The following is a 25,898-nucleotide window of genomic DNA, read 5'->3' on the forward strand; positions in this document are numbered from 1 at the left end:
GCGGCTAGCGTGACAGCGATGCGCGAACGACTCTGCTCCAAGGTGGGCTGCGCCCGCGAGGCCGTGACGACCCTGACGTACGACTACGGCGACCAGATGGCGGTCCTCGGCCCGCTGGGCGCGGGGAACGACCCGCACGCCCACGACCTGTGCGCGATCCACACCGGCCGCATGTCGGTCCCGAAGGGCTGGGTCGTCGTGCGGCACGAGACGCTGCGCGTCTGATCCCGTCACCCGCGGCGGCGAGCGGGCCGCCCCGTGGCACAATGACCCCGTGTCAACTCCCGTGAAGACCATCGACCACGTCGTCGCCGACCTCTCGCTCGCGCCGGCCGGCCGTCACCAGATCCGCCTCGCCGAGAACGAGATGCCCGGCCTCATGGCCCTCCGCGACGAGTACAGCGCGTCGCAGCCGCTCGCCGGAGCCCGCATCGCCGGGTCGCTGCACATGACGGTGCAGACGGCGGTGCTCATCGAGACCCTCGTCGCCCTCGGTGCGCAGGTGCGCTGGGCGAGTTGCAACATCTTCTCGACGCAGGACGAGGCGGCCGCTGCCGTCGTCGTCGGCCCGACCGGCACCGTCGAGGCACCCGCCGGCGTGCCGGTGTTCGCGTTCAAGGGCGAGACGCTCCGCGAATACTGGGATCTCGCCGACCGCATCTTCGACTGGTCGGCGGAGGGCTTCGACGGTCCGAACCTCATCCTCGACGACGGCGGTGACGCGACCCTCCTCGTCCACAAGGGGGCCGAGTTCGAGGCCGCGGGCAGTGTTCCCGAGGCGACGTATGCCGACTCCGCCGAGTACCGCATCGTCCTCGACACCCTGCGTGCGAGCCTCGCCCGCGACCCGCAGCGGTTCACCCGGATGGCGCAGGGGCTCCTCGGCGTCACCGAGGAGACCACGACCGGCGTCCACCGCCTCTACGAGCTGCACGCCGACGGCAAGCTGCTGTTCCCCGGCATCAACGTCAACGACTCGGTGACGAAGTCGAAGTTCGACAACAAGTACGGCATCCGCCACTCGCTGCCCGACGGCATCAACCGCGCCACCGACGTGCTGATGGGCGGCAAGGTCGCCTTCGTGGTCGGCTACGGCGACGTGGGCAAGGGCGCCGCCGAGGCGCTCCGCGGTCAGGGCGCGCGCGTCATCGTCAGCGAGATCGATCCGATCTGCGCACTGCAGGCCGCGATGGACGGTTACCAGGTCGCCCGACTCGAAGACGTCGCCGACCAGGTCGACATCGTCATCACCGGCACCGGCAACACCCGCGTCGTCACGACCGAGCACCTGCTCGCGCTCAAGCACCTCGCGATCGTCGGCAACGTCGGGCACTTCGACGACGAGATCGACATGGCCGCGCTCGAGGCGATCCCGGGTGTCGAGAAGGTCGAGATCAAGCCGCAGGTGCACGAGTACCGGCTTCCCACCGGTCGCAGCATCCTCGTGCTCTCGGAGGGGCGCCTGCTGAACCTCGGGAACGCGACCGGGCATCCTTCCTTCGTCATGAGCGCGTCGTTCACCAACCAGGTGCTCGCGCAGCTCGAGCTCTTCACGAAGATCGACGAGTATCCGGTCGGTGTGTACGTGCTGCCGAAGACGCTCGACGAGAAGGTCGCGCGCTTGCACCTGCCCGCCCTCGGCGTGCAGTTGACGGAGCTGACGGACGAGCAGGCCGCCTACATCGGCGTGCCCGTTGAGGGCCCGTACAAGCTTGACCACTATCGCTACTGAAGGCGGCAGGTAAGGCTCGCCTTGATTTGATCTGATCAAAAGAAGGCGTAGTATGGAGGCATGTCCGCACCCGTGCTCGACCCCGCTGTCGCCCTCCGCGACGCCGGTCTCCGGGTCACAGACTCACGCGTCGCCGTGCTCGGCGCGCTCGCCGTCCGGCCGCACGCAAGCGCGGACGCCGTCTTCGCCGAAGTGGCCCCGACCCTGCCCCGTGCGAGCCGACAGTCGGTCTACAACGCGCTGAGCGACTTCGTCGATGCGGGGATCGTCCGTCGGATCGAACCGGCCGGCCAGTCCATGCTCTTCGAGCTGCGCGTCGACGACAACCACCACCACCTCATCTGCACCGGGTGCGGCGTCGTCAAGGATGTCGACTGCGCCGTGGGCGCGGCCCCGTGCCTGCACCCCTCCGACGATCACGGCTTCCAGATCGCCGCCGCCGAGGTGACGTACTGGGGCGTGTGCGCCGCGTGCGCGGCATCCGCCGACTGAACTCCCGAACTCCCGAACACCCCTACGGAAGGATCACCATGAGCGACCGCGACCCGCAGGCCGAACCCATCGGTTCGGAGGCGACCGACGCCGACCAGGCCGTCACCCCGATCGACACGCCCGTCGACGAGCGTGCGGACGGCGAGACCCGTCCCCGTCCGAACGAGACCGACGGATGCCCCGTGTTCCACGGTGCGCCCGGCGCCGACCGCCAGAACCAGGGCGGCCAGCCCCACCCCACGGTCGGCTCCGCGAACCAGGTGTGGTGGCCGAACCAGCTGAACCTCCGCATCCTCAAGAAGAATCCGGCCGTCGGCAACCCCGTCGGCGAGGACTTCGACTACAAGACCGCCTTCGAAGCGCTCGACCTCGCTGCAGTCAAGGCCGACATCGCAAAGGTGCTCACCACCTCTCAGGACTGGTGGCCCGCCGACTTCGGCAACTACGGCCCGCTCATCATCCGCATGGCCTGGCACTCCGCCGGCACCTACCGGGCGACCGACGGCCGCGGTGGCGGCGGCACCGGCCAGCAGCGCTTCGCGCCGCTGAACAGCTGGCCCGACAACGTCAACCTCGACAAGGCCCGTCGCCTCCTGTGGCCGGTGAAGAAGAAGTACGGCCAGTCGCTCTCCTGGGGTGACCTCATGATCCTTGCCGGCAACGTCGCGCTTGAGACGATGGGCTTCTCGACCTTCGGCTTCGCCGGTGGCCGTCCTGACGTCTGGGAGCCGGACGACGACGTGTACTGGGGCCCGGAGACCACGTGGCTCGCCGACGAGCGCTACTCGGGCGACCGCGACCTGGAGAAGCCGCTCGCGGCTGTGCAGATGGGTCTGATCTACGTCAACCCCGAGGGCCCCAACGGTGAGCCCGACCCGCTGAAGTCGGCGCGCGACATCCGCGAGACCTTCGGCCGCATGGGCATGAACGACGAGGAGACCGTCGCTCTCATCGCCGGTGGTCACACCTTCGGCAAGACCCACGGCGCCGCGCCCGACACGAACCTCGAGGCAAACCCCGAGGCCGCCGGCCTCGAGCAGCAGGGCCTCGGCTGGAAGAACAACAACGGCTCGGGCGTCGGCGATGACACCATCACCTCCGGCCTCGAAGTCACGTGGACCTACCACCCGACCCGCTGGGACAACGAGTTCTTCCACATTCTCTACGCCTACGAGTGGGAGCTCATGCGGAGCCCCGCGGGTGCGCACCAGTGGCGCCCGAAGGACGGCGGCGGCGCCGACATGGTGCCGCTCGCGCACTCGGAAGGCCGCCGCGAGCCCCGCATGCTCACGAGCGACCTCGCCCTCCGGACCGACCCGGCCTACGACGCGATCTCGCGCCGCTTCAAGGACGACCCGGTCGCGTTCGGCGACGCGTTCGCCCGCGCCTGGTTCAAGCTCACCCACCGCGACATGGGCCCCATCGAGCGCTACCTCGGCGCCGAGGTGCCGCAGGAGGAGCTCATCTGGCAGGACCGCGTCCCCGCCGTCGACCACGACCTGATCGACGACGCGGATGCCGCCGCCCTGAAGGCGCAGATCCTCGCGACCGACCTGACGGTGGCCGAGCTCGTCGCCACGACGTGGGCAGCGGCATCCACGTTCCGCGGCAGCGACAAGCGCGGTGGCGTCAACGGCGCCCGCATCCGCCTCGCACCGCAGAAGGACTGGGAGGTCAACAACCCCGCCCAGCTGCAGAAGGTGCTCGGAGCACTCGAGGGCGTGAAAGCCGCGTTCGAGGCTGGCGGCAAGCGCGTCTCGCTGGCCGACCTGATCGTCCTCGCCGGCAACGCCGGCGTCGAGGCGGCGGCGAAGGCCGGCGGTGTGGATGTCACCGTCCCGTTCCACCCGGGACGCACGGATGCCACGCAGGAGCAGACGGACGTGGAGTCGTTCGGCTACCTCGAGCCCGCCGCCGACGGCTTCCGCAACTACTACGGCCCGAAGGCCGTGCTGCCCGCCGAGCACCACCTCGTCGACAAGGCGAACCTGCTCACGCTGAGTGCACCCGAGCTCACCGTCCTCGTCGGAGGTCTCCGCGCCATCGGCGCGAACTGGGACGGCTCGGCCTACGGCGTCTTCACCGAGCGCCCCGGCGTGCTCTCGAACGACGTGTTCGTGAAGCTGCTCGACCTCGGCGCGACGTGGACGGCGCTCGACCCCGGCGCGCACGCCTTCCGCGGCACGGCCTCGGACGGGTCGCCGATCGGCGTCGGCACCCGCGCCGACCTGCTGTTCAGCTCGAACTCGGAGCTGCGCGCGATCGCCGAGGTGTACGCCTCGGACGACGCCGCCGACAAGTTCGTGCGCGACTTCGTCGCCGCGTGGACGAAGGTCACCGAACTCGACCGGTTCGACCTGCACCGCTGACCCGGTGCGCTCCGCGCGGCCCGTCCTCCCTCGTGGGGGCGGGCCGCGCGCTTCTGCATCGCAGGTCACGGTTCGGTTACTGTTGAGGAACCCGACGGTGGGTCCACCCCGCCACACGTGAAGGACGAATCGGCCCACATGACATCGCGCATCCTGGTTGTCGACGACGACACCGCTCTCGCCGAGATGATCGGCATCGTGCTGCGCACGGAGGGCTTCGACGTCGTTTTCTGCGCCGACGGTGCGGCCGCGGTCGACGCCTGGCGCGAGGAGCGCCCCGAGCTGATCCTGCTCGACCTCATGCTGCCGGGCCTCGACGGCATCGAGGTGTGCACGCAGATCCGGGCCGAGTCGGGCGTGCCGATCATCATGTTGACCGCACGCACCGACACCGCCGACGTCGTCCGTGGACTCGAGTCGGGCGCGGACGACTACATCGTGAAGCCGTTCAACCCGAAGGAGCTCGTCGCCCGCATCCGGACGCGGCTCCGCCCGTCATCGGCGCCTGCCGCCGAGACCCTCCGCATCGGCGATCTGGCCGTCGACGTCGCCGCCCACGAAGTTCGCCGCGGCGAGGCGCCGATCGCGCTCACGCCGCTCGAGTTCGAGCTCCTCGTCGCCCTCGCCTCCAAGCCGCAGCAGGTGTTCACCCGCGAGATGCTCCTCGAGCAGGTGTGGGGGTACCACTACAAGGCCGACACGCGCCTCGTGAACGTGCACGTGCAGCGGCTGCGCGCCAAGGTCGAGCGCGACCCCGACAACCCGCAGATCGTGACGACCGTGCGCGGCGTGGGCTACCGCGCCGGCGCCGCCGTGTGACCGTCGTGCGCAGGCACCCGTGTCGATGACGACGCGCACGGGGACGCACACCGTGGTCCCCTCGTGGCGTGACTGGCGGTCGTGGGGGAGACGGCTCCTGTCGCTCTGGCGCCGCTCGCTGCGGTTCCGCACCCTCGCGGTGACGCTCACGCTCACGGCGCTCACGATCCTCGTGGCGCTCGTGTGGATGTCGCTCGCGATCCAGAACGACCTGTACGAATCACGCGCGGACCAGGTGCAGGATGCCGCGAAGCGCGCGACGCAGGCGGCGCAGACGACGTTCGACGCCGCCGTCGTCGAGGGCGATGTCGTTGCTCTGCAGGTGCTCATGGACGAGGTGCGCCGCGAGATCCTGTCGCGCCAGGCGGGCACGACGATGGTCGCGGTCTTCCGTGTGGATGATGAGCCCTCGTCCATCGCCCCGCAGGGCTTCGAGGGCGGCGGCCTGACGGCGGCGATGATCAGCTCCGAGCTGCAGGAGAGCGTCCGGCTCACCGGCGACCGGCAGTGGTGGCAGTCGATCGCGCTGCCGGACGGCGACGACGGCGCGACGCCCGGCATCATCGTCGGGCAGCAGCTGTTGCTGCCCGAAGCGGGCGCGTACGAGCTGTACTTCGCCTACGACCTGGCATCCGAGGCGCAGACGCTGCAGTTCGTGCAGGTCACGCTGTGGGTCGTCGGTCTCGCGCTGCTGGTGCTGATCGGTGCGATCTCGCTGTTCGTGCTCCGTTCGGTGACCGTGCCGATCGCGCAGGCCGCAGAGACGAGCGCGAAGCTGGCCGCGGGTGACCTCGCCGTGCGGCTTCCGGTCCGCGGTGAGGACGAGTTCGCGACGCTGGGCCGTTCGTTCAACGCGATGGCCGACAGCATCGAGAGCCAGATCAAGGAGCTCGCCGAGTTGTCGCTCGTGCAGCAGCGCTTCGTGTCCGACGTGTCGCACGAGCTCCGCACCCCGCTCACCACCATCCGACTCGCCGCCGACATGATCAACGACGGGCGCGAGGCATTCGAGCCCACGACCGCTCGCGCCGCCGAGCTTCTCCACGCGCAAGTGCAGCGGTTCGAGGTGCTGCTGGCCGATCTCCTCGAGATCAGCCGCTATGACGCGGGGTCGGTGCAGCTCGAGGTCGAGGCGACGAGCCTCGCGCACCTCGCCGAGGACGTCATCGAGTCGATGCGGCAACTGTCCGACCAGCACGGCACCGACGTGCGCCTCGTCGCACCCGGCGGCTACTCGCCGGTGGAGATGGACCCGCGTCGGGTCCGCCGGATCGTGCGGAATCTGCTCGGCAATGCGATCGAGCACGGCGAGGGCCGACCCATCGTCGTGACCGTCGACAGTGATCAGCGCGCCGTCGCGCTGGGCGTCCGGGACTTCGGGCTCGGGATGGCGCCCGCCGACACCGAGCGCGTCTTCGATCGGTTCTGGCGCGCCGATCCGTCTCGGCGCCGCACGATCGGCGGCACCGGGCTGGGACTCTCGATCGCCCTCGGTGACGCCCGCCTGCACGGCGGCACGCTCGCGGTGTGGTCCGAGCTCGGCGGTGGGACGAACTTCGTGTTGACCCTGCCACGCCGGCTCGGCGACAGCCTCGGAACGTCGTCCCCGATCGACGTCGAGCCCCGCGACGGCTCGCTCTCGCTCGAGGACCTCGGACTCACCCAGCCGATCCTGCTCCCGGGACGGGAGGACCGCGCATGAGCCTGCGCACCCGCCTCGCCGCCGTGACCGCGACCCTCGTCGCGCTCACGCTCACCGCCTGCGCCGGGCTCCCCGTCGACGGTCCGGTGCACGTCGGACGGGCGATCGATGAGGTCGAGGGGCTGCCGGACTTCTCGTTCGTCCCGGACGGTCCGGTGGCCGATGCCACCCCGCAGCAGGTCGTCGAGGGGTTCATCGCGGCGGGTTCGGGTCCGCGGCAGAACTGGGCGACGGCGCAGGAGTTCCTCACGCGCGAGTTCCGCGAGACGTGGAAGCCGCAGGCGGGCGTCATCATCCATGCCGCCGGCGACCGCACGGTCGACGTGGTCAGCGACGAGGAGATCGTCGTCAACGTCGATCCCGTCGCCACGGTCGACGACACCGGCGCGTACGAACCGAGCGGCGAGGGCGCCATCCCGCTCCGATACGAGCTCGTCCTCGAGAACGAGCAGTGGCGCATCGCGCAGGCGCCCGACGGCATCGTGCTCGACGCCAACCGGTTCAGCTCGGTGTTCCGCAGCTATTCGCTCGCCTACTTCGACCCGAAATGGCGCTCGCTCGTTCCCGACGTGCGCTGGTTCCCGGCGACGAACCCGGCGACCCGCATCACCGACGCACTCGTGACGGGTCCGAAGAGCCCGTGGCTGGCGAGCTCGGTGCAGAACGCTTTCCCCGAGGACGTCTCGCTGACCCAGCCGTCGGTGCCCGTGGATGCCGGTGTGGCGCAGGTCTCGCTCGACGCGAGCGCCCGCGACCTCTCGGCGCAGACGCTGTCGCGGATGCAGGCACAGCTCGAGGCGAGTCTCGCCGACGCCGGCATCCTCAAGGTGCAGATGCTCGTCGGCGACGAGGTGCTCGACGTCCGGGCGGCGACAGTCGAGGAGCACCGCGTCGAAGTGCGGCCGCTCGTCCTCGCGGAGGGGCGGTTCGGCTTCCTCTCCGGGTCGGAGCTCGAAGAGCTCCCCGAGCTGACCGCCGCCTTCTCGACGATCGAGCCCGAGTCGATCGAACTCGATGCCGATCGCACGACGGCGGCGGTGCGCACCACGAGCGGCGCTGTCTTGCGGGTGGCATCCGACGGCTCCGTCGCCGAGCTCGACACCAGGGCGGGCCTCACCGCACCGAGCATCGACCCGTTCGGACATATCTGGACGGTGCCCTCCTCGACACCGGCCGAGATCGTCGCGTACGGGCCCGATGGGTCGGCTCGTACGCTCGCCGGCGGCTGGACGGGTGCGACGGCGGTGTCGGCGATGCGGGTGTCTCGCGACGGCACGCGGGTCGCGGCGCTCGTCCGAGACGGCGTGCGCTCGGCGGTGTGGGTCGCGGGCATCGTGCGGGACGACGGCGACGTGCCGGTCGCCATCGGCGAGCCGCACCCGGTCGCGACGCTCGCCGGTGACGGCATCGAGCTGACGTGGCTCGACGACGCGACGGTCGCGCTGGTCTGGACCGACGGCGAGCAGCGCATGATGCGCGAGCAACCGATCGGCGGTGAAGGCGTCGAGATCCTCGCCCCGGCGGGCGTCGTCTCGGTCGCCGGCGGCAACCAGCCGGGCAGCGTCCGGCTGCGGACCGCGGAGGGCGCGCTGTTCGTCCAGCGTGGCTCGTGGCAGATCCTCGCGGCCGATGTCGACGTGCTCGCGGTGCAGCAGGGCACGCCCGACTGACGCCGCATTCTCCACCGGTGCGTCCTGCGCCCGAAGCTCCACGAGCGCCGTCGCCGGCGCCGAGCGGATACCCTGCCCCGATGAGACTCGCTGCATGCGGTCATCCGGTCTGCGCTCGGCCTTGCAGGAGGCGCTCTCGATCGTGTTCCCGACGTGGTGCGCCGGGTGCGACGCCGTCGATGTGCTCCTCTGCGACGCGTGCGCGACCGCGCTCCTGCCGCGCGCGGAACGTCGCACCCTCGACGGTGGCCTCGAGGTGTGGAGCGGCATCCGCTTCGAGGGCGTCGCCGCGCGGGCGCTGCGCGCCTACAAGGAAGACGGCCGCACGGCGCTCGCCGTCCCGCTCGCGGCTGCGCTCGCCGCGACCCCTGACCTCGCGGCGGATGCCGCGGTCGCGGTGCCGCCCTCGCGCGCATCGCTTCGTCGCCGCGGATTCGCCCCCGTGGAGCTCGTCGCCCGGCGCGCCGGCATCCCGCTCGTCCCTGTGCTGCGGTGGGTGCGCCGCCCCGACGACCAGCGCGGACTCACCCGGGTCGAGCGCGCCGCGAACCTCGCCGGCGCCCTCGCCGCGTCACGGTGCGAGGGGCTCCGCGTCGTCCTCGTCGACGACGTGGTCACCTCCGGTGCGACGCTCACCGCTGCCGCCTCCGCCCTCCGCAGCGCGGGTGCGATCGTGCTCGGTGCGCGTACCGTGGCATCCACCCCACGGCATACCGAACGCGTCGGAAACTCCTCGGAACGAGAGGGTGACATCGCGCAGGCGGAGCACTACCGTGGGGGGACACAAGGCGAACCCCAGGTCCGCCCTTGACCGGGTGGACCGGAACAAGGAGGTCACGATGGAGATCAATATCGTCGGCGTGGGAGTGAGCGTGAGTGATCGCTTCCGCTCGGTCGCCGAGGAGAAGTCGGCCCGCATCGAACACCTTGCCCCGCGCGCGCAGCGCCTCGACATCAAGGTCACCCATCGCGCGTATCACAACGGCATGCGCGAGGACGAGACGGTCGAAGTCACCCTGACCGGCAAGGGCCCGATCGTCCGGGCTGAGGCCGTTGACGGCGACAAGTTCGCGGCGCTCGACCTCGCGGTGACCAAGCTCGCAGAGCAGATCCGTCGCGCCAAGGACAAGCGCGTTGACGCCCGCAACCACCCGCGCGGCGCCAAGCTCGAGAAGGGCAGCGGCACGATCACCGGCATCGACGTGCAGCCCGCGTCGGTCGATGTGCTCCGGGCGGTCGCGACCGGGGAAATCCCCGTCGCGAACGGCATCGAGGACGAGGCCGACTACACGCCCGTCGTCATCCGCACCAAGCGCTTCGAGCCCGAGTGGATGACCGTCGAGGACGCCGTCGACCGCATGGAGCTCGTCGGTCACGATTTCTTCCTCTTCATCGACGCGCGCAGCGACCAGCCGAGCGTCGTGTACCGCCGCAAGGGCTGGGACTACGGCGTCATCTCGCTGACCACGACCGCGGCTCCGGAGGCCGCTGAACTGGCGAGCTGAGCCCCCGACCTGCGAAGGGCGGATGCCGCGTGGCATTCGCCCTTCGTGCTGTCCGTCTCGTCCTGCGTCAATTGGCGCGGAGCGCGGCCACGACGCCGTCGCTGAATCCCGGCCAGGCGCGGATCGCCCACTCGCCGAAGGGGCGATCGGACAGCGCCACCGTGGCAGCGCCGAGGACGGGGTCGACCCAGAGGAACGTGCCCGCCTGACCGAAGTGCCCGAACGTCGCCGGCGAGTTCGAGGCGCCCGTCCAGTGCGGCGACTTGTTCGCGCGGATCTCGAACCCGAGGCCCCAGTCGTTGTGCTGCTGCACGCCGTAGCCCGGGAGCACACCCCGCCGCTCCGGGAACGCGACGCTCGTGGCCCGGGCGAGCGTGGACGCGTCGACGAGCGTCGGTGCCTGCAGCTCGGCGGCGAAGCGCGACAGATCGGCAGCGGTGGACCAGCCACCCGCGGCGGGGGAGTCGCCGGTCGTCGTCTGCGTCATGCCGAGCGGCGCGAAGACCGCCTCGCGGGCATAGTCGTCGAAGCCGATGCCGGTCTCCGACTCCAGCAGGTCGCCGAGCACGTCGAAACCGGTGTTCGAGTACAGGCGCCGGGCGCCGGGCTCGGCGCGCAGCTCGTGCGAGGAGAAGTCGTACCCCGCGGTGTGGGCGAGCAGGTGCTCGACCGTTGCGCCGTCGGGACCTGCCGGCTGGTCGAGGGCGAGTGCGCCCTCCTCGATCGCGACGAGCAGGGCGTACGCGCTGAGGGGCTTGGTGACCGAGGCGAGCCGGTATCGACGTTCCTGATCGCCGACGGATGCCGCGACCGCACCGTCCGCCGTGATGACCGCAGCCGACACGTGCGGGGCGGGCCACGTCGCCGCCTGCGCGACGGCCTCCTGCAGCGCGGACATCAGTCGAAGATGCCGTCGAGGATGCCGCCGATCATGAGGCCGCCGAGCAGGCCGCCGACCATGTCGCCACCCATGCCGCCGCCGCGACGCCCGCCACCGTACCCGCCGCCGCCCCAGTCGTTCGGGCGGGACGAGTCGATGTCGCGCTGCGCGAGTTCAAGCGCCTGGCCGGCGAGCTGCCCGGCCCGACGCGCGAGCGTCATCGCGCGTTCGCGGTCGTCCTCGGCGATGGGGCCGGCGAACGCCATCAGTTCACCGCGGATGCGCTCGGCCTCCGCGAGGCGGGTGCGGGCGTCCGCGCCGATCCAGCCGCGGTGGCCGGAGATGACGCTGCGGGCGACGCCGATCTGGCGGTCCGCGTCGTCGATCGCGTGGTGCACGTGCGACTCGGCGGGGATCGGCCGCTCGGCGCGTTCGCGGGCCTTTGCGACCGCGGCATCCAACGCGGCATTGGCGGTGCGGAGCCGGCTGAGTTCGGCGAACGGGTCGGGCTTGCTGCCGGCGGGCGTGAGCGAGGCCAGCGCGGCCTCGAGCTCGGCGGCGGCTTCGCCGACCGCGGGGGTGCCGCGCATCGGCTGCGCGACGACGAGGTCCTCGCGCGAGTCTTCGACGATCGCCGACAGCGTCGACTCGGCGCGCAGGGCCTCGATCTCGAAGGTGTCGACCGCGTCGACCAGCGTCGACGCGCGCCGGGATGCCTCGATCGCCGTCTCCAGCGCGAGGTTCGCCTGCTCGCGGTGGCCGTCGTCGCGGCGACGCTCCGAGACGCCGGCGCTGTGCTCGGCGAACGCGAGGAGCTGCTCGGCTTCTGCGGCGTTGCCGAGGACGGTCCGCATCGCGGCATCCGAGTATCGGACCGCCAGTCGCTCGAGGGTCGCGTTCAGCGCAGGCAGGCGCTCGCGCATGCGGGCGACGTCGCGACGGATGCCTTCGATGATCTCGGGTGCGCGGCGTGCGCGGGCGATCGACTCGGCCAGGCTCTCGGTGCGGTCGTCGAGCAGGTCTTCGGCCCACTCGCAGAGCTGGACGATGCGCGCGTTTCGGGTGCGCAGCTCTTCGGGAGTGTCGGGGATCTCGTCGAAGTTGAGCTGGTTGAGGTGGAACGCCTCGCCCATGTGCTGGCGGACGGCGTCGAGCGCGTTGCGGAGCTCTTTCGTCGCGTCGCGGCCGAGCTCGATCTCGGCGTACGCGAGTTCGTCGTCGGTCACGCGGATGCGCTCGTCTGCGGCGACGAGTGCGGCTCCCGCCTTCCGGCTCAGCTCGGCGTCCTGCGCCTCGATCTCCGCGTCCTCGCGCTTGCGTCTGCCCCAGAAACCGGCCATGAGCCGATCCTACGTCGCCGGGTCCGCTCGAGGTTGTCCAGCACCTTCGAAGGTCACGGGCAGATAACATAGCGGGGTATGTCTGCGCGTTCTGCGCTCCGGCTCCCGTCGACACTGTGCGTCGGGGGGACCTGACAGATGGAGATCCTCCGTGGCCAACCCACTCGAGAAACTGCTTCGCGCCGGCGAAGGACGCATCCTGCGGCGGCTGCAGCAGGTCGTGAAGGCGGTCGGCGCCCTCGAGGAGGACTACACCCACCTCACCGACGACGAGCTGCGCGGCGAGACCGCTGAGCTGCGCGCCCGGTACGAGGCGGGCGAGTCGCTCGACAAGCTCATGCCCGAGGCGTTCGCCGCAGTCCGCGAGGCGGCATCCCGCACGCTCGGTCAGCGTCCCTACGACGTGCAGATCATGGGCGGCGCCGCCCTTCACCTCGGCAACATTGCCGAGATGAAGACCGGTGAGGGCAAGACCCTCACCGCCGCGCTCCCGGCTTACCTGAACGCGATCGCCGGCAAGGGCGTCCACGTCATCACGGTCAACGACTTCCTCGCGTCGTACCAGTCCGAGCTCATGGGCCGCGTGTACCGCGCCCTCGGCATGACCACCGGCACCGTCGTCTCGGGGCAGACGCCCGAGGTGCGCCGCCAGCAGTACGAGGCGGACATCACCTACGGCACCAACAACGAGTTCGGCTTCGACTACCTCCGCGACAACATGGCGTGGCGCAAGGAGGACCTCGTCCAGCGGGGCCACTTCTTCTGCATCGTCGACGAGGTCGACTCGATCCTCATCGACGAGGCGCGTACGCCGCTCATCATCTCGGGCCCGTCCTCGGGCGAGGCGAACCGCTGGTTCCTCGAGTTCGCGAAGATCGCGCGCACGCTCGAGGCAGGCGTCGATTTCGAGGTCGACGAGAAGAAGCGCACGATCGGCGTGCTCGAGCCCGGCATCGAGAAGGTCGAGGACTACCTCGGCATCGACAACCTGTACGAGTCGGCCAACACCCCGCTCATCTCGTTCCTCAACAACTCGATCAAGGCGCTCGCGCTGTTCAAACGCGACACCGACTACGTCGTGATGAACGGCGAGGTCATGATCGTCGACGAGCACACCGGTCGCATCCTCGTCGGCCGCCGGTACAACGAGGGCATCCACCAGGCGATCGAGGCGAAGGAGGGTGTGGCGGTCAAGGCCGAGAACCAGACCCTCGCCACGGTGACGCTGCAGAACTACTTCCGTCTCTACGACAAGCTCTCGGGCATGACCGGTACGGCCGAGACCGAGGCCGCGGAGTTCATGTCCACGTACAAGCTCGGCGTCGTCCCGATCCCGACCAACCGGCCGATGGTCCGCAAGGACCAGCCAGACCTCGTCTATAAGAACGAGCAGGCGAAGTTCGCGCAGGTCGTCGAAGACATCGCCGAGCGCCACGAGTCCGGGCAGCCGGTGCTCGTCGGCACCGTCAGCGTCGAGAAGAGCGAGTACCTGTCGCGCCTGCTCTCGAAGAAGGGCGTCAAGCACGAGGTCCTGAACGCGAAGAACCACGCCCGCGAGGCTGAGATCGTTGCGCGCGCCGGTCGCTTCGGTGCCGTCACGGTCGCGACGAACATGGCGGGTCGAGGCACCGACATCATGCTCGGCGGCAACGCCGAGTTCCTCGCCGTGCAGGAGATGAAGTCGAAGGGGCTCGACCCTGTCGAGACCCCCGACGAGTACGAAGCCGCCTGGGACGACGTGTACGGCGCCGTCAAGGAGACGGTCGGCGAAGAGGCGGCGAAGGTCGTCGACGCCGGTGGGCTCTACGTGCTCGGCACCGAGCGTCACGAGTCGCGCCGTATCGATAACCAGCTCCGGGGCCGCTCGGGCCGTCAGGGCGACCCGGGCGAGAGCCGGTTCTACCTGTCGCTCACCGACGACCTGATGCGACTGTTCCAGTCGGGTGCCGCCGAGGCGATCCTCTCGCGGACGAATTTCCCCGACGACGTCGCCATCGAATCGTCGATGGTGAGCCGCGCGATCAAGAGCGCGCAGGCACAGGTCGAGTCGCGCAACGCCGAGATCCGCAAGAACGTCCTCAAGTACGACGACGTGCTCAACCGTCAGCGCGAGGCGATCTACGCCGACCGTCGGCACATGCTCGAGGGCGACGACCTCTCTGAGCGCGTGGAGCACTTCATCGAGGACGCCATCGGCGCCGTGATCGACGACCACACCGGCACCGGCCACAACGAGAGCTGGGACTTCGACGCGCTCTGGACTGAGCTCGGCACGCTGTACCCGGTGAGCGTCACGATCGACGAGGTCGTCGCCGAGAGCGGCGCGAAGGGCAAGATCACGCCCGAGCTGCTCAAGCGCGAACTGCTGTCGGATGCCAAGATCGCCTACGCCGCGCGTGAGGAGAAGCTCGGCACCCCCGCGATGCGCGAGCTCGAGCGTCGCGTCGTGCTGCAGGTGCTCGACCGCCGCTGGCGCGACCACCTCTACGAGATGGATTACCTCAAGGACGGCATCGGCCTGCGCGCGATGGCGCAGCGCGACCCGCTGATCGAGTATCAGCGCGAGGGCTACCAGATGTTCCAGTCGATGATGGCGCAGATCAAGGAGGAGTCGGTCGGCTTCCTCTACAACCTCGAGGTCGAGGTGCGCCAGGCCGAGGGCGGCGACATCGACGCGCAGGTCGAGGCGAAGGGCCTCACGGCGCCGACGATCGAGGCGCAGAAGCTGCAGTACACCGCGGCGAACGACGCGGGCGAGGTCGAGGTCCGCAACGACCGCGGCCAGGTGCAGCAGGCGGCGACCACGAAGGTGCGACAGCAGCAGTCGTCGGCTCCCGCAGCCGAGGCTGCTCGCGGCGCGTTCGGGCAGCGCACCGACGCCCCTGATGCGGCGCCGCAGAACCGCGCCCAGCGCCGCGCCGAGAAGAAGAAGTAACGCGGCACCGACCCGCGCATGACGAACGCCGAGCCGAACGGCTCGGCGTTCGTCATGCAGGCCACCGGCCTCGGATTGGACCGCCGGGTCGGCGATAGTCTGATCCGATGACACCCCGCATGCTCGATCAGTCGTCCAAGCTCAAAGACGTCCTCTACGAGATCCGCGGGGCAGCACTGGTCGAGGCCGACCGCCTCGAGGACGAGGGTCACACGATCCTCAAACTCAACACCGGAAACCCCGCCGTCTTCGGGTTCGAGGCGCCGTTCCAGATCGTCCGCGACATGATCGAGGCGATCCCGCGCGCCCACGGCTACTCCGACTCCCGCGGCATCATGTCCGCTCGCCGCGCGATCGTGTCGCGCTACGAAGAGGTGCCCGGCTTCCCGAAGTTCGATCCGGACGACGTCTACCTCGGCAATGGCGTCTCGGAGCTCATCACGATGACGATGCAGGCGCTGCTCGACGAGGGCGACGAAGTGCTGATCCCGGCGCCGGACTACCCGTTGTGGACCGCGATGACGAGCCTCGCCGGCGGCACGCCCGTGCACTACCGCACCGACAATGAGGCCGGCTGGCAGCCCGACCTCGACGACATCCGGGCGAAGGTCACCGACCGCACCAAGGCGATCGTCGTCATCAACCCGAACAACCCGACCGGCGCGGTCTACTCGCGCGAGATCCTCGAGGGCATCGTCGAGATCGCGCGCGAGCGCGACCTCCTGCTGCTGTCGGATGAGATCTACGACCGGATCCTGTTCGACGACGCCGAGCACATCCCGCTCGCCACCCTCGCTCCCGACCTGCTCTGCCTCACCTACAACGGGCTCTCGAAGACGTACCGCGTCGCCGGCTACCGCTCCGGGTGGATGGTCATCACCGGTCCCAAGCGGCACGCCGCCGGGTTCCTGGAGGGCATCCAACTGCTGGCATCCACTCGGCTCTGCCCGAACGTCCCCGCGCAGTTCGCCGTGCAGGCGGCGCTGTCGGGTGTGCAGTCGATCGACTCGCTCATCGCCCCGACTGGGCGGTTGCACGAGCAGCGGGATGCCGCGTGGGAGGGCCTCACCTCGATCCCCGGCGTGAGCTGCGCGAAGCCGCAGGGTGCGCTCTACGCGTTTCCGAGGCTCGACCCGAACGTGTACGAGATCCACGACGACGCCAAGTTCGTCTACGACTTCCTCGTCGCGGAGCACGTGCTCCTCGTGCAGGGAACTGGATTCAACTGGCCGACGCCGGATCACTTCCGCATCGTCACGTTGCCCGAGGCGCGCGTGCTGACGCAGGCGATCGAGCGGCTCGGGAACTTCCTGTCGTCGTACCGGCAGTAGCTGCCCACCGCCGTCAGAGCAGCGCGAGCGAGTTCGCCCGCCAGCGGCCGTCCCAGCCTTCGAAGCGCATCGCGACCGCGCGGGTGCGGGCGGGACCGGCGACCACGACGACCGCTTCGACGACGCCGTCGGTGGGCTCGCACAGTCGTTGCGTGAGGATCCGGTGCGCGGGCCGCACTGCGGCGACCCCGCGAGCGCTGCGCGCGCGGGCCGAGAGGTTCGACCGGGTGACGAGCGCACGGTAGGCGTCTTCACCGAGCCAGCGTGCGAGCTGGTCGACCTCGCGGACCCCGGCGAGCACTTCGAGGACGCCGATGGTGAGGTTCTTCACGAGCGGTTCGATCTCGGGGAGGTCCTCCGACGAGGTCCGCTGCGGGGCGAAGTACTCGGCGACGTCGAGGGCGCTCCCCGAACGGGGGAGTCGGGCGTCGTCGGTTGCGGGGTGTGCCATGTCGGTTCCTCTCGTCGACAGGGGAGGGGCTTCGCAAGTGGACCCGAGTACAGCACAGCGGCGAGCGTGCCGGGATGAGAATCCTCCAACATGTGGACAGCGACCGACCTGGCATCAGGCGATGCCATACAGTCGCCGCGTGCGCTGGGATCGATTCTTCGAAGACCTCGAGGACCAGCTCGACTCCGAATGGGAGGCCGAGCGGGCCGCCCTCGACACCGAAGCCGAACGGCTGCGTGTGGCGCGACTCGGCCTCGCCGAACGCCTCGCCGCGCTCTGCGTGGGCGAGACGTCCGTCACGGTCGAGCTGGCCGGCGGGGACGACCTCTCCGGAACGCTCGTCGCGAGTGGCCCGGACTGGATCGCGCTCGATGCGGGCGCTGTCGCACGTGGCGCGACGATCCTCCCCGCAGCGGCGATCACCGCGATCGGGGCGTCGCACGCGGACATCCTCCGCTCGGCTCGCGGAGGCACGGTCTCGCGCCTGCGGGAGCGGATGACCTTCGGGTTCGTGCTGCGCGATCTGGTGCGGCGGCGGGTGCCGGTGACGCTCCGCACCGTGTCGGGGCGTTCGCTCGCGGGGACGATCGATCGGGCGGCATCCGATCATCTCGACATCGCGCTGCACGACCACGACGCGCCCCGACGCGCCGACATGGTCACCGGGCACCGCATCGTGCCCTTTGCCGCGCTCGTCGCGGTGAGGCTGGAGACGCCGGCAACCGTGATCTGAGCGGATGCCGCGTCAGCAGCTCTGGGTTCTCAGCGGCCTTGGCGCTTCTTGTAGGGCTTCGGCTGCCCCTTGACGATCGGCGCGCGGCCCTTGCCCTTCGACGCTTTCGCCTTCCCGCCCGCAGGGACGCTGGGTCGTTCGACGGGCGGCGGCGCCTCGGCGATGAGTCGGGGCGCGTCGCGCAGGAGCGCAGTGCCGGCAGGGGTCAAGGTGGTCGGCTTCTCGCGGTGCACAAGTGTCTCGCCGACCTGGGCCTCGAGTTTGTCGATCGACGTGTACAGCGAGGCGAGCGGAATGCCGAGCGAGATCGCGGCGCGCGGGAAGTGCAGGTGTTCGGCGACCGCGAGGAAACGCTGCAGATAGGTGACGTTCACTCGCCTCGCCGTCCCCGTCCCCACAGCTCCGGGAAGCTCGCGGCATTGGATTGGTGCCACAGCGCATGGCGCCGCGTGGCTTCTGCCTCGTCGTCGAGGTAGTCCTCGACGCTGTCCGCCTCGACTCGCCACACGGCGGGCGAGCCGAGTTTCGCGCCGCGGAGGCGCCCGTCGAGCACGAGCGCGACGATCTCGTCGACGTCGAGTTGCAGCATCTCCGCGACCTGTGCGGGCGTGAGCATGCGCGATGACGGGTTCTCGGGCATGCCCCCATTATCGGCGCCTCGGGGCGGCCTCGGCCGGACCCGCGCCGGGCTGTGGAAAATCAGCGCCGCTCACCGTCCGCCTCGGTCAGCATGTCGTCATGACCAGTGCTGAGACCGTCCGCCCGAAGCCCCGCGCGTTCTGGGCCGACGCGCGATTCCTGCTCGGGATCGCCCTCATCGTGGCATCCGTCGCGGGTGTCTGGATCGTCGTCGCCAGCGCGCGGCAGACCGCGCCGGTCTTCGCCGCCGCGCGCACGATCGTGCCGGGCGAGATCGTCGAGGCATCCGACCTCCACGTCGTCGAGGTCGCGTTGGGGCAGTCCGGTGACGCGTATGCGTCGCCCACATCGCTCGAACCCGGCGCGGTTGCGACGCGCACGATCGAGGCGGGTGAGCTCGTGCCACGGACGGCGATGGCGGATGCCGCCGCCGCGACCACCACGACCGTCGTCGTCCGTACCGTGGGGGACGTCTCGGCGTCGGTCACTACCGGCAGCGTCGTCGAGGTGTGGGCGGCGCCGCCGGGGGAGCGCGGCGAGTACGGCACGCCGCGCATCCTGGTGCCCTCGGCCACGGTCGTCGCTGTTTCTCGGGACGATGCGGTCGTGTCGGGCGAGGATGTCTCGCTCGAGCTGGTGATCGCGCGCGCCGACGTCGCGGCGACACTGGCGGCACTCGGCGACGGATCCGGGCTCTCGGTCGTGCCGATTTCGGGAGCGGCATCGTGAAGGCGGTGGTCGCCGTCGACGGCCGCCGGGCGCAGGATCTCGCAGATCGGCTGCGCGACGACGCGGTCGACGTACGGGCCGTCGTGGCGGCCGCGCGCCTCGCGGCCGCGCTCCGCGACGCGCTGTCGACGCCCGAGGCGGCCGAGCTCCTCGCCGAGCTCTCGCGCGCCGATCTGCTCTTCGTCGACGTGCGCGCCGGTTCGCTGAGCGCCGAGCTCGTCGCCGCCTGTGATCGCCTCGGTGTCCGGGTCGTGCCGCTGTGCGAACGGGTCGCCGACCGGCGGCTGGCCGCATCGCTCGGACTCGTCCCGCGCGGGATCGACGACAGCGTGGCCAAGTTGACGGCGACCGAGTCCGACACCGAGGTCGCGCCGCCCACCAGAGGACGCGTCATCACGGTGTGGGGCACGCACGGCTCGCCCGGACGGACCACGCTCGCGGTCGAGTTGGCCTGCGCGCTCGCAGGCGGCGACCGCCGCGTCGCACTCGTCGACGCCGACACGCACGCGCCGTCACTCGCACTCGCGACCGGTCTGGCGGACGAAGGCCCCGGGTTCGCGGCCGCGTGCCGGCAGGCGGAGCGGGGCGCGCTCACTGTCGCCGAGCTCACCCGGATCGCCGCGTCGCTCGGCGACGTCGACGTGCTGACCGGCGTGAACCGACCGGGGCGGTGGCCAGAACTCTCCGCCGCCCGGGTGCTCGCGGCACTCGAGGGATGCCGAGACTGGGTCGACGACGTGGTGGTCGACGTCGCGGCATCCCTCGAGCGCGACGAGGAGATCGTCAGCGACCTCGTCGACGGACCGCGACGAAACGCCGCAACCTGCGCTGCGCTCGAGGCGGCCGACCTGGTGATCGCGGTCGTGGCCGCCGATCCCGTCGGCGTGGCCCGGTTCGTCCGCGCGTGGCCGGACCTCCGCGCGGTGGTCGGAACGACGCCCGTCCGGGTCGTGGTGAACAAAACCCGCCCCGGCGCGCTCGGCATCGACGCGCGCGGGCAGATCCGCCGCACGCTCGAGCGATACGCGGGTGTCTCGGAGGTGTCCTTCGTCCCGTGGGACGCGAAGGGGACGGATGCCGCGATGCTCGCGGCCCGCCCGATCGCACACGTGGCACCGCGGTCGGCGATCGCCACGGCGGTGCGCCGCCTCGTCGCCGAGACCCTCACGGTGTCGGCATCCACCCCGCCGTCCCGCGCTGCGACGCGCCGGCGGCTCGCCCGCACCGCCTGACGGGCGGGCGCTGTGCGCGTCCACCGAGGGTGGGCGTTCTAGGGTGGAGGCGTGTCGACTCTCAGTGACCTCGTCTACGCCCAGGGGCGCTCTTCCGCTGCCGATATCGAGTGGCTCCACCGGCTCGCCGGCGACGGTCAGCTGCTCGCGGACCTCGCCTTCGCGGACATCGTGATCTGGGTGCCGACGGCAGACGACTCGTTCATCGCCGTGGCCCACACCCGCCCCAGCGGCGCTGCGACGCTCTTCTACCGTGACATCGTCGGTGACCTGGTGCGCCCGCAGTGGCGGACCCAGGTGAAGGACGCGTTCACGCAGGCGCGCGTCGTCGACTCGGCCTCGCCGGACTGGTTCGAGGAGACCCCGACGCGCGTCCGCGCGGTGCCGATCGTCCGTGAACGCGGCACCGAGCACACGCCGCCCACAGTGGTCGGCGTCCTCACCCGGCACACCAACCTCGGTGAGGCGCGCACCCCCTCCAGGCAGCAGATCACGTTCAACGACTGCGCCGACGACCTGTTCGGGATGGTCGCCTCGGCCGACTTCCCCGACCTCGCGGCACCCACCTCACCGCGCCGCGGCGCGCCCCGAGCATCGGACGGCCTCATCCGCCTCGATGTGGACGGCGTCACGACCTTCGCGAGCCCGAACGCGCTGTCGGCGTTCAACCGGCTCGGATTCGACGACGAGCTCGAGGGGGAGTCGCTCATCGAGGTCGCGACGGCGATCCTTCCGGCATCCCGTCAGTTCGATGAGTCACTGCCGATCGTGATGGCGGGGCGCGCGCCCTGGCGCGCCGACCTCGAGGCCCGTGGCGTGACGGTGTCGCTCCGCACGATCCCGCTCCGAGACAACGGCAACCGCATCGGCGCCATCGTGCTCTGTCGCGACGTGAGTGAGATCCGGCACCAGGAGCAGGAGCTCATCACGAAGGATGCCACGATCCGTGAGATCCACCACCGGGTGAAGAACAACCTGCAGACCGTGGCGTCGCTGCTGCGGATCCAGGCCCGCCGGACGCACTCGGACGAGGCGCGGGATGCGCTCACGCAGGCGATGCGACGGGTGTCGGCCATCGCGGTCGTGCACGACACGCTGTCGGAGGGCCTCACCCAGAGCGTCGACTTCGACGACGTGTTCGACCGCGTGCTCAAGCTCGTCGCCGAGGTCGCCGCGTCGCCGAACACGCGCGCGCGGACGCTCAAGACCGGCGCGTTCGGCACGCTGCCGAGCGAATACGCGACGCCGCTCGCACTCGCCCTCACCGAGCTCGTCACGAACGCCGTCGAGCACGGCCTCGCCGACAAGGAGGGCGAGGTCGAGATCGTCGCGGAGCGCGACGACGACAAGCTCGAAGTGCGCGTCCGCGATTCCGGCGTCGGCCTGCCCGAGGGGCAGGTCGGCCGGGGGCTCGGCACCCAGATCGTGCGCACCCTGATCCAGGGTGAACTCAGCGGAACGATCGACTGGCACACGCTCATGGGCAGCGGTACCGAGGTGACGATCGAGATCCCGATGCGCTACATCGGGCGCGATCGCAGCTGAGCGCACGATCCGGGCCGGCACGGCCGACCCGCACGGGGAGCGTGGGTCAGGAAGCGCGGCGGGCGCGCGCGGCGCGGCGCTTGAGCGCGCGGCGCTCGTCTTCTGACAGGCCACCCCAGACGCCCGAGTCCTGACCGGTCTCGAGGGCGTACTGCAGGCACAGCTCAGTGACGGTGCAGCGGGCGCAGACGGCCTTGGCCTTCTCGATCTGGTCGACGGCGGGGCCGGTGTTGCCGACCGGGAAGAACAGTTCCGGGTCGACGGTCAGGCAGGCTGCTTTGTCGCGCCAATCCATAGCGGTGCTCCTTGCGGATGTATGAGGTCGGGGTGCGACGCCGGGCGACGTCGACTAACCTGATGTGGGTGTGCGAGCTGATTGCTCGCCCCACGGCGCTGTGGGAGCACACTTGCTCATATATGGTCCCATGCTCAGGCATGTGAATCAAGGGTTAACGGAGTATTTCGGCGCTTTCACGCGCCCGCCGGCCGTCGCTGCGCCGTGACGCCGGCGAACGGACAGGGAACGCATGCGGACAACGGCCATCGAACGCGTCGCTGCGGTCTTCCTCGCGCTCGAAGCGATCGGCGTGGTCGCCCTGACCGCGTGGGAGCTCGTCGCCTTGCTGCGTGGCGACACGGCTGCGGTGTCGAGCTCGATCGCGCTGCTCGTGCTGACGCTCGTCGTCGCCGCAGCGCTCGCCGCGTTCGCGGTGGCGGTCTGGCGCGGCGGTTCGTGGGGTCGCTCCGGCGGCATCGTCGCGCAGTTGCTGATCCTCGCGATTGCGGGTGGGACGTTGACCGGACCGGATGCCGCGCCGGCAACGGCTGCCGCGATCGCCGCTCCGGGCGTGCTCGGGTTCGTCCTGCTCGTGGCGGCGTCGCGCGCCGCCGGTCCGCGGACGCAGCGTGAACGCGCCGAGGACGTCGGCGACGCCTGAGCGTCAGACGCCGAGGAGCGTCCGGATCCGGTCGACGTGCCCAGTGGCCTTCACGTTGTAGAGCGCGTGCGCGATCGTGCCGTCCGCGTCGATGACGAAGGTTGAGCGGATGACGCCCTCGACCACCTTGCCGTAGTTCATCTTCTCGCCCCACGCGCCGTAGGCGTTGTGCACTGCGTGGTCGGGGTCGCTCAACAGGTCGTAGGTGAGCCCGTCCCGCTCACGGAATTCAGTGAGCTTGGCGGGTTCGTCGCGCGAGATGCCGACGACGGTGTAGCCCGCTGCCTGCAACGGCGCGAGGCTGTCGCGGAAGTCGCAGGCCTCGGTCGTGCACCCCGGCGTCATGGCGGCCGGGTAGAAGAACGCGATCACGTTCGTGCCACGGAGGTCCGCGAGTGCGACGGACGAGCCGTCCTGGTCGACAAGGGTGAAGTCGGGTGCGGGCTGGCCGGGCTCGAGACGTGGCATCCACCCAGTCTAGGCGTCCGGCGGAGGGGTGCCGCGGGTCAGGCGAAGGTCGCGAGCAGCCGCTGCAGGGAGTCGAGCCGCGCAGCGCCGCGGTCACCGAGCCGGCCGTCGGCGACGGCCTCGGCGATCGCGCAGTCCGGGGCGTCCGGGAGGTGCGTGCACCCGCGCGGGCACTCCGCGGCGACGGCGGCGAGGTCGGTGTACGCGCGCAGGATGTTCGCGGGGTCGACGTGGCCGAGTCCGAACGACCGCACACCGGGGGTGTCGATCACCCATCCCTTGCCGTCGTCGCCGACGTATCGCAGCGAGACGGCCGAGCTGGACGTGTGGCGGCCGCGGCCGGTCACCTCGTTGACGTGCCCGGTGGCACGGAGGGCGTCCGGGACGAGCGCGTTGACGAGCGTGGACTTGCCGACACCGGAGTGCCCGACGAACACGGTCGAGTGCCCCGCCAGTCGCGCGCCGATGGTCTCGACCGGCATCGCTTCGCGGCCGCTCGTGAACACTTCGAGGTCGTCGAGCCCCTCGAAGTGGGCGAGGAACGCGGTCGGATCGGCGAGATCGGTCTTGGTGACGACGAGCATGGGGTGGATGCCGGCGTCGAGGGCTGCGATCAAGTACCGGTCGACGAGCCGCGGACGCGGTTCGGGGTCGGCGGCGGCCACGACGATCAGCATCTGATCGGCGTTGGCGACGATGATCCGCTCGACCTGATCGGTGTCGTCGGCGCTCCGCCGGAGCAACGACGTCCTGTCCTGGATGCCGACGATGCGGCCGAGCGTGCCGTCGTCACCCGAGGTGTCGCCGACGACGCGGGCGAGGTCGCCGTTGACGATCGGCTGCTTGCGGAGCTCCCGCGCACGTGAGGCGAGGATCTGGCGCTCATCGGGGCCGTCCTCGTCGACGAGGACGGTGTACCGGCCCCGGTCGACGCCGAGGACGCGGGCGATGCGTGCGTCGGCGTGCGCGGGGCGACGCTTCGTGCGCGGCCGGTTCGCCTTCGGGTTCGGTCGGACGCGGATGTCGGCCTCGTCGTACTCGAGGTCGTCGTCTTCGTCGTCGCTGAGCCAGCTCACGCGAGCATGTCCGCCCAGAGCTCGGGGAACTCCGGCATGGTCTTCGCCGTCGTGCCGATGTCGTCGACGGTCACGCCGGGGACGCGGAGGCCGATGACCGCGCCGGCGGTCGCCATCCGGTGGTCGTGGTACGCCTTCCAGACGCCGCCGTGGAGGGGGCGGGGGACCACACGGATGCCGTCCTCGAGCTCCTCCGCCTCACCGCCGAGGGCGCGCAGGTTCGCAACGAGCGCCGCGATCCGGTCGGTCTCGTGGCCGCGGATGTGCCCGATCCCGTGGAAGGTCGTCGGGCTGTCGGCGAAGGCGGCGAGCGCGAACAGCGCGGGGGTGAGCTCGCTCGCTGCCGAGAGGTCGAGGTCGACACCCGTGATCGTCTCGCCCGCGGTCACGGTGAGCGCGCCACCGCGACGGTGCGCGCGGGCGCCCATGACGGGGAGGATGTCGGCCAGGAGGGCGCCCGGCTGCGTCGAGTGGGCGGGCCAGCCGGGGACGGTGACCGATCCGCCGGTGAGGATGCCGGCGGCAAGGAACGGGGCCGCGTTGGACAGGTCGGGCTCGATCGTGACGTCTTTGCCGCGGATGGGCCCCGCCGGCACGAGCCACTCGTTGGGGCTCGGGTGCTCGACGTGCACACCGCGGCGGGCGAGCGCTTCGATCGTCATCTCGATGTGCGGCAGGCTCGGGAGCCGCTCGCCGTCGTGGATCAGGCGCAGCCCGACGTCGAAGCGTGCGGCGGCCAGCAGCAGGCCCGACACGAATTGGCTCGACTGGCTCGCGTCGACGGTGACCTCGCCGCCCCGGATGTGGCCATGGCCGCGGACGTCGAAGGGGAGCGACCAGCTGCCCGCGTCGTCGATGTCGGCGCCGGCCTCGCGAAGGGCGCTGATCATCGCGCCCATCGGCCTGTGCAGGGCGGTCTCGTGCGCGGTCACGTGGACGTCGCCAACGGCGAGCCCCGCCATCGGTGTCACGAAGCGCATGACCGTGCCGGCCTGCCCGCAGTCCACCGTCGTCCCGCCGGCGAACGCCGCGGGCGGCGTGACGTCGAGGTCGGGGCCGAACGGGTTGTCGCCCGGAACCGCTTCGATCTCGACGCCGAGCGAGCGCAGTGCGCCGATCATGCGGGCCGAGTCGTCGGAGTGGAGCGCACCGGTCAGCCGGCTCGGGCCGTCGGCGAGCGCGGCGAGGACGAGCTCGCGGTTCGTCAGCGACTTCGAGCCCGGCACGGCGACCGTCGCCTCGACCGGTGCGTCGGGGGTCGGCGCGGGCCAGGCGGCGGGGGAATACGAGTCGGCGGTCATCGGTTCCAGCC

The 25,898-nt window shown here is 70.6% G+C and carries 25 protein-coding genes; 16 read left to right on the forward strand and 9 right to left on the reverse strand.

The window, feature by feature from the left end; translation table 11 throughout:
- Nucleotides 1-18 precede the first annotated feature (18 nt).
- From QNI14_RS00650 to hpf, 9 genes are all read left to right on the forward strand, one after another.
- Complete coding sequence (locus QNI14_RS00650; protein ID WP_283714259.1) at nucleotides 19-225, forward strand: DUF3499 family protein; 207 nt, start codon at nucleotides 19-21, stop codon at nucleotides 223-225.
- Nucleotides 226-274: 49 nt separating this feature from the next.
- Nucleotides 275-1,732, forward strand: a complete 1,458-nt coding sequence (gene ahcY / locus QNI14_RS00655; RefSeq protein WP_283714260.1) for an adenosylhomocysteinase — start codon at nucleotides 275-277, stop codon at nucleotides 1,730-1,732.
- 60 nt (nucleotides 1,733-1,792) lie between these two features.
- Nucleotides 1,793-2,224: a Fur family transcriptional regulator gene (locus QNI14_RS00660; RefSeq protein WP_283714261.1), complete on the forward strand. Its 432-nt coding sequence runs from the start codon at nucleotides 1,793-1,795 to the stop codon at nucleotides 2,222-2,224.
- Nucleotides 2,225-2,262: 38 nt separating this feature from the next.
- Entirely contained in the window at nucleotides 2,263-4,593 is a 2,331-nt protein-coding gene (gene katG, locus QNI14_RS00665; RefSeq protein ID WP_283714262.1) for a catalase/peroxidase HPI, read from the forward strand.
- Between the two features lie 138 nt (nucleotides 4,594-4,731).
- The gene (gene mtrA, locus QNI14_RS00670) at nucleotides 4,732-5,412 is read left to right on the forward strand and encodes an MtrAB system response regulator MtrA (protein WP_283714263.1); all 681 of its coding nucleotides are present in this window, start codon (nucleotides 4,732-4,734) and stop codon (nucleotides 5,410-5,412) included.
- A 25-nt stretch (nucleotides 5,413-5,437) separates the two neighbouring features.
- On the forward strand, nucleotides 5,438-7,114 hold the full coding sequence (gene mtrB / locus QNI14_RS00675) for an MtrAB system histidine kinase MtrB (protein ID WP_283714264.1): 1,677 nt from the start codon (nucleotides 5,438-5,440) through the stop codon (nucleotides 7,112-7,114).
- Complete coding sequence (locus QNI14_RS00680; RefSeq protein ID WP_283714265.1) at nucleotides 7,111-8,784, forward strand: LpqB family beta-propeller domain-containing protein; 1,674 nt, start codon at nucleotides 7,111-7,113, stop codon at nucleotides 8,782-8,784. Before mtrB ends, QNI14_RS00680 begins: the two co-directional genes overlap by 4 nt.
- 94 nt (nucleotides 8,785-8,878) lie before the next feature.
- On the forward strand, nucleotides 8,879-9,595 hold the full coding sequence (locus QNI14_RS00685; protein ID WP_283714266.1) for a phosphoribosyltransferase family protein: 717 nt from the start codon (nucleotides 8,879-8,881) through the stop codon (nucleotides 9,593-9,595).
- 28 nt (nucleotides 9,596-9,623) lie between these two features.
- Nucleotides 9,624-10,289, forward strand: a complete 666-nt coding sequence (gene hpf, locus QNI14_RS00690; RefSeq protein ID WP_283714267.1) for a ribosome hibernation-promoting factor, HPF/YfiA family — start codon at nucleotides 9,624-9,626, stop codon at nucleotides 10,287-10,289.
- A 67-nt stretch (nucleotides 10,290-10,356) separates the two neighbouring features.
- Here hpf and QNI14_RS00695 read toward each other — a convergent pair whose 3' ends face one another.
- Together QNI14_RS00695 and QNI14_RS00700 are read right to left on the reverse strand one after the other, a co-directional pair.
- Nucleotides 10,357-11,187, reverse strand: coding sequence for a serine hydrolase domain-containing protein (locus QNI14_RS00695; RefSeq protein ID WP_283714268.1), 831 nt, complete (start codon nucleotides 11,185-11,187; stop codon nucleotides 10,357-10,359).
- Complete coding sequence (locus QNI14_RS00700) at nucleotides 11,187-12,509, reverse strand: hypothetical protein (RefSeq protein WP_283714269.1); 1,323 nt, start codon at nucleotides 12,507-12,509, stop codon at nucleotides 11,187-11,189. Before QNI14_RS00700 ends, QNI14_RS00695 begins: the two co-directional genes overlap by 1 nt.
- 151 nt (nucleotides 12,510-12,660) lie before the next feature.
- Between QNI14_RS00700 and secA the strand changes: the two genes are divergently transcribed.
- Both secA and QNI14_RS00710 read left to right on the forward strand, forming a co-directional pair.
- A complete protein-coding gene (secA, locus tag QNI14_RS00705) occupies nucleotides 12,661-15,444 on the forward strand; it encodes a preprotein translocase subunit SecA (protein ID WP_283714270.1) in 2,784 nt (927 codons plus the stop codon).
- Nucleotides 15,445-15,551: 107 nt separating this feature from the next.
- The gene (locus tag QNI14_RS00710) at nucleotides 15,552-16,775 is read left to right on the forward strand and encodes a pyridoxal phosphate-dependent aminotransferase (RefSeq protein ID WP_283714271.1); all 1,224 of its coding nucleotides are present in this window, start codon (nucleotides 15,552-15,554) and stop codon (nucleotides 16,773-16,775) included.
- A 13-nt stretch (nucleotides 16,776-16,788) separates the two neighbouring features.
- Here the strand turns inward: QNI14_RS00710 and QNI14_RS00715 are convergent, their stop codons facing one another.
- On the reverse strand, nucleotides 16,789-17,226 hold the full coding sequence (locus QNI14_RS00715) for an Rv3235 family protein (protein ID WP_283714272.1): 438 nt from the start codon (nucleotides 17,224-17,226) through the stop codon (nucleotides 16,789-16,791).
- Between the two features lie 139 nt (nucleotides 17,227-17,365).
- Between QNI14_RS00715 and QNI14_RS00720 the strand changes: the two genes are divergently transcribed.
- Nucleotides 17,366-17,959, forward strand: a complete 594-nt coding sequence (locus QNI14_RS00720; protein ID WP_283714273.1) for a hypothetical protein — start codon at nucleotides 17,366-17,368, stop codon at nucleotides 17,957-17,959.
- 29 nt (nucleotides 17,960-17,988) lie between these two features.
- On the opposite strand, the gene QNI14_RS00725 is transcribed toward QNI14_RS00720, so the two are convergent.
- Both QNI14_RS00725 and QNI14_RS00730 read right to left on the reverse strand, forming a co-directional pair.
- The gene (locus QNI14_RS00725; RefSeq protein WP_283714274.1) at nucleotides 17,989-18,333 is read right to left on the reverse strand and encodes a LysR family transcriptional regulator; all 345 of its coding nucleotides are present in this window, start codon (nucleotides 18,331-18,333) and stop codon (nucleotides 17,989-17,991) included.
- Entirely contained in the window at nucleotides 18,330-18,599 is a 270-nt protein-coding gene (locus tag QNI14_RS00730) for a helix-turn-helix domain-containing protein (protein WP_283714275.1), read from the reverse strand. Before QNI14_RS00730 ends, QNI14_RS00725 begins: the two co-directional genes overlap by 4 nt.
- A 98-nt stretch (nucleotides 18,600-18,697) precedes the next feature.
- Here QNI14_RS00730 and QNI14_RS00735 point away from each other — a divergent pair, with 98 nt between their 5' ends.
- From QNI14_RS00735 to QNI14_RS00745, 3 genes are read left to right on the forward strand one after another with little or no spacing between them, the layout of a single operon-like run.
- Nucleotides 18,698-19,327, forward strand: a complete 630-nt coding sequence (locus QNI14_RS00735; RefSeq protein ID WP_283714276.1) for an SAF domain-containing protein — start codon at nucleotides 18,698-18,700, stop codon at nucleotides 19,325-19,327.
- Nucleotides 19,324-20,559, forward strand: coding sequence for a CpaE/TadZ family protein (locus QNI14_RS00740; RefSeq protein WP_283714277.1), 1,236 nt, complete (start codon nucleotides 19,324-19,326; stop codon nucleotides 20,557-20,559). The genes QNI14_RS00735 and QNI14_RS00740 overlap by 4 nt, the downstream gene beginning before the upstream one ends.
- Before the next feature lie 51 nt (nucleotides 20,560-20,610).
- Entirely contained in the window at nucleotides 20,611-22,104 is a 1,494-nt protein-coding gene (locus tag QNI14_RS00745; protein ID WP_283714278.1) for a sensor histidine kinase, read from the forward strand.
- Nucleotides 22,105-22,150: 46 nt separating this feature from the next.
- Here QNI14_RS00745 and QNI14_RS00750 read toward each other — a convergent pair whose 3' ends face one another.
- Nucleotides 22,151-22,399 carry a WhiB family transcriptional regulator gene (locus tag QNI14_RS00750; protein ID WP_184215935.1) on the reverse strand — a complete coding sequence of 83 codons (249 nt, stop codon included), beginning with the start codon at nucleotides 22,397-22,399 and terminating at the stop codon, nucleotides 22,151-22,153.
- 232 nt (nucleotides 22,400-22,631) lie between these two features.
- On the opposite strand from QNI14_RS00750, the gene QNI14_RS00755 reads away from it, so the two are divergent.
- Nucleotides 22,632-23,042 (forward strand): histidine kinase, encoded by a 411-nt coding sequence (locus tag QNI14_RS00755; RefSeq protein ID WP_283714279.1) that lies wholly within the window; start codon nucleotides 22,632-22,634, stop codon nucleotides 23,040-23,042.
- Between the two features lie 3 nt (nucleotides 23,043-23,045).
- Here QNI14_RS00755 and bcp read toward each other — a convergent pair whose 3' ends face one another.
- From bcp to aroA, 3 genes are read right to left on the reverse strand one after another with little or no spacing between them, the layout of a single operon-like run.
- Nucleotides 23,046-23,510, reverse strand: coding sequence for a thioredoxin-dependent thiol peroxidase (gene bcp / locus QNI14_RS00760; RefSeq protein ID WP_283714280.1), 465 nt, complete (start codon nucleotides 23,508-23,510; stop codon nucleotides 23,046-23,048).
- 38 nt (nucleotides 23,511-23,548) lie between these two features.
- Nucleotides 23,549-24,586: a ribosome small subunit-dependent GTPase A gene (rsgA, locus tag QNI14_RS00765; protein ID WP_283714281.1), complete on the reverse strand. Its 1,038-nt coding sequence runs from the start codon at nucleotides 24,584-24,586 to the stop codon at nucleotides 23,549-23,551.
- A complete protein-coding gene (gene aroA / locus QNI14_RS00770; RefSeq protein ID WP_283714282.1) occupies nucleotides 24,583-25,887 on the reverse strand; it encodes a 3-phosphoshikimate 1-carboxyvinyltransferase in 1,305 nt (434 codons plus the stop codon). Before aroA ends, rsgA begins: the two co-directional genes overlap by 4 nt.
- Nucleotides 25,888-25,898: the final 11 nt, after the last annotated feature.

This window comes from Microbacterium dauci (assembly GCF_030065535.1).
Taxonomy (GTDB): Bacteria; Actinomycetota; Actinomycetes; order Actinomycetales; family Microbacteriaceae; genus Microbacterium; species Microbacterium dauci.

Coding starts and splice junctions, on each gene's coding strand:
- QNI14_RS00650 (WP_283714259.1), top strand. CDS start 19: ATGCGCGAACGACTCTGCTCCAAGGTGGGCTGCGCCCGCGAGGCCGTG.
- QNI14_RS00660 (WP_283714261.1), top strand. CDS start 1,793: ATGTCCGCACCCGTGCTCGACCCCGCTGTCGCCCTCCGCGACGCCGGT.
- katG (WP_283714262.1), top strand. CDS start 2,263: ATGAGCGACCGCGACCCGCAGGCCGAACCCATCGGTTCGGAGGCGACC.
- mtrA (WP_283714263.1), top strand. CDS start 4,732: ATGACATCGCGCATCCTGGTTGTCGACGACGACACCGCTCTCGCCGAG.
- mtrB (WP_283714264.1), top strand. CDS start 5,438: ATGACGACGCGCACGGGGACGCACACCGTGGTCCCCTCGTGGCGTGAC.
- QNI14_RS00680 (WP_283714265.1), top strand. CDS start 7,111: ATGAGCCTGCGCACCCGCCTCGCCGCCGTGACCGCGACCCTCGTCGCG.
- QNI14_RS00685 (WP_283714266.1), top strand. CDS start 8,879: ATGCGGTCATCCGGTCTGCGCTCGGCCTTGCAGGAGGCGCTCTCGATC.
- hpf (WP_283714267.1), top strand. CDS start 9,624: ATGGAGATCAATATCGTCGGCGTGGGAGTGAGCGTGAGTGATCGCTTC.
- QNI14_RS00695 (WP_283714268.1), bottom strand. CDS start 11,187: ATGTCCGCGCTGCAGGAGGCCGTCGCGCAGGCGGCGACGTGGCCCGCC.
- QNI14_RS00700 (WP_283714269.1), bottom strand. CDS start 12,509: ATGGCCGGTTTCTGGGGCAGACGCAAGCGCGAGGACGCGGAGATCGAG.
- QNI14_RS00710 (WP_283714271.1), top strand. CDS start 15,552: ATGACACCCCGCATGCTCGATCAGTCGTCCAAGCTCAAAGACGTCCTC.
- QNI14_RS00715 (WP_283714272.1), bottom strand. CDS start 17,226: ATGGCACACCCCGCAACCGACGACGCCCGACTCCCCCGTTCGGGGAGC.
- QNI14_RS00730 (WP_283714275.1), bottom strand. CDS start 18,599: ATGCCCGAGAACCCGTCATCGCGCATGCTCACGCCCGCACAGGTCGCG.
- QNI14_RS00735 (WP_283714276.1), top strand. CDS start 18,698: ATGACCAGTGCTGAGACCGTCCGCCCGAAGCCCCGCGCGTTCTGGGCC.
- QNI14_RS00750 (WP_184215935.1), bottom strand. CDS start 22,399: ATGGATTGGCGCGACAAAGCAGCCTGCCTGACCGTCGACCCGGAACTG.
- QNI14_RS00755 (WP_283714279.1), top strand. CDS start 22,632: ATGCGGACAACGGCCATCGAACGCGTCGCTGCGGTCTTCCTCGCGCTC.
- bcp (WP_283714280.1), bottom strand. CDS start 23,510: ATGCCACGTCTCGAGCCCGGCCAGCCCGCACCCGACTTCACCCTTGTC.
- aroA (WP_283714282.1), bottom strand. CDS start 25,887: ATGACCGCCGACTCGTATTCCCCCGCCGCCTGGCCCGCGCCGACCCCC.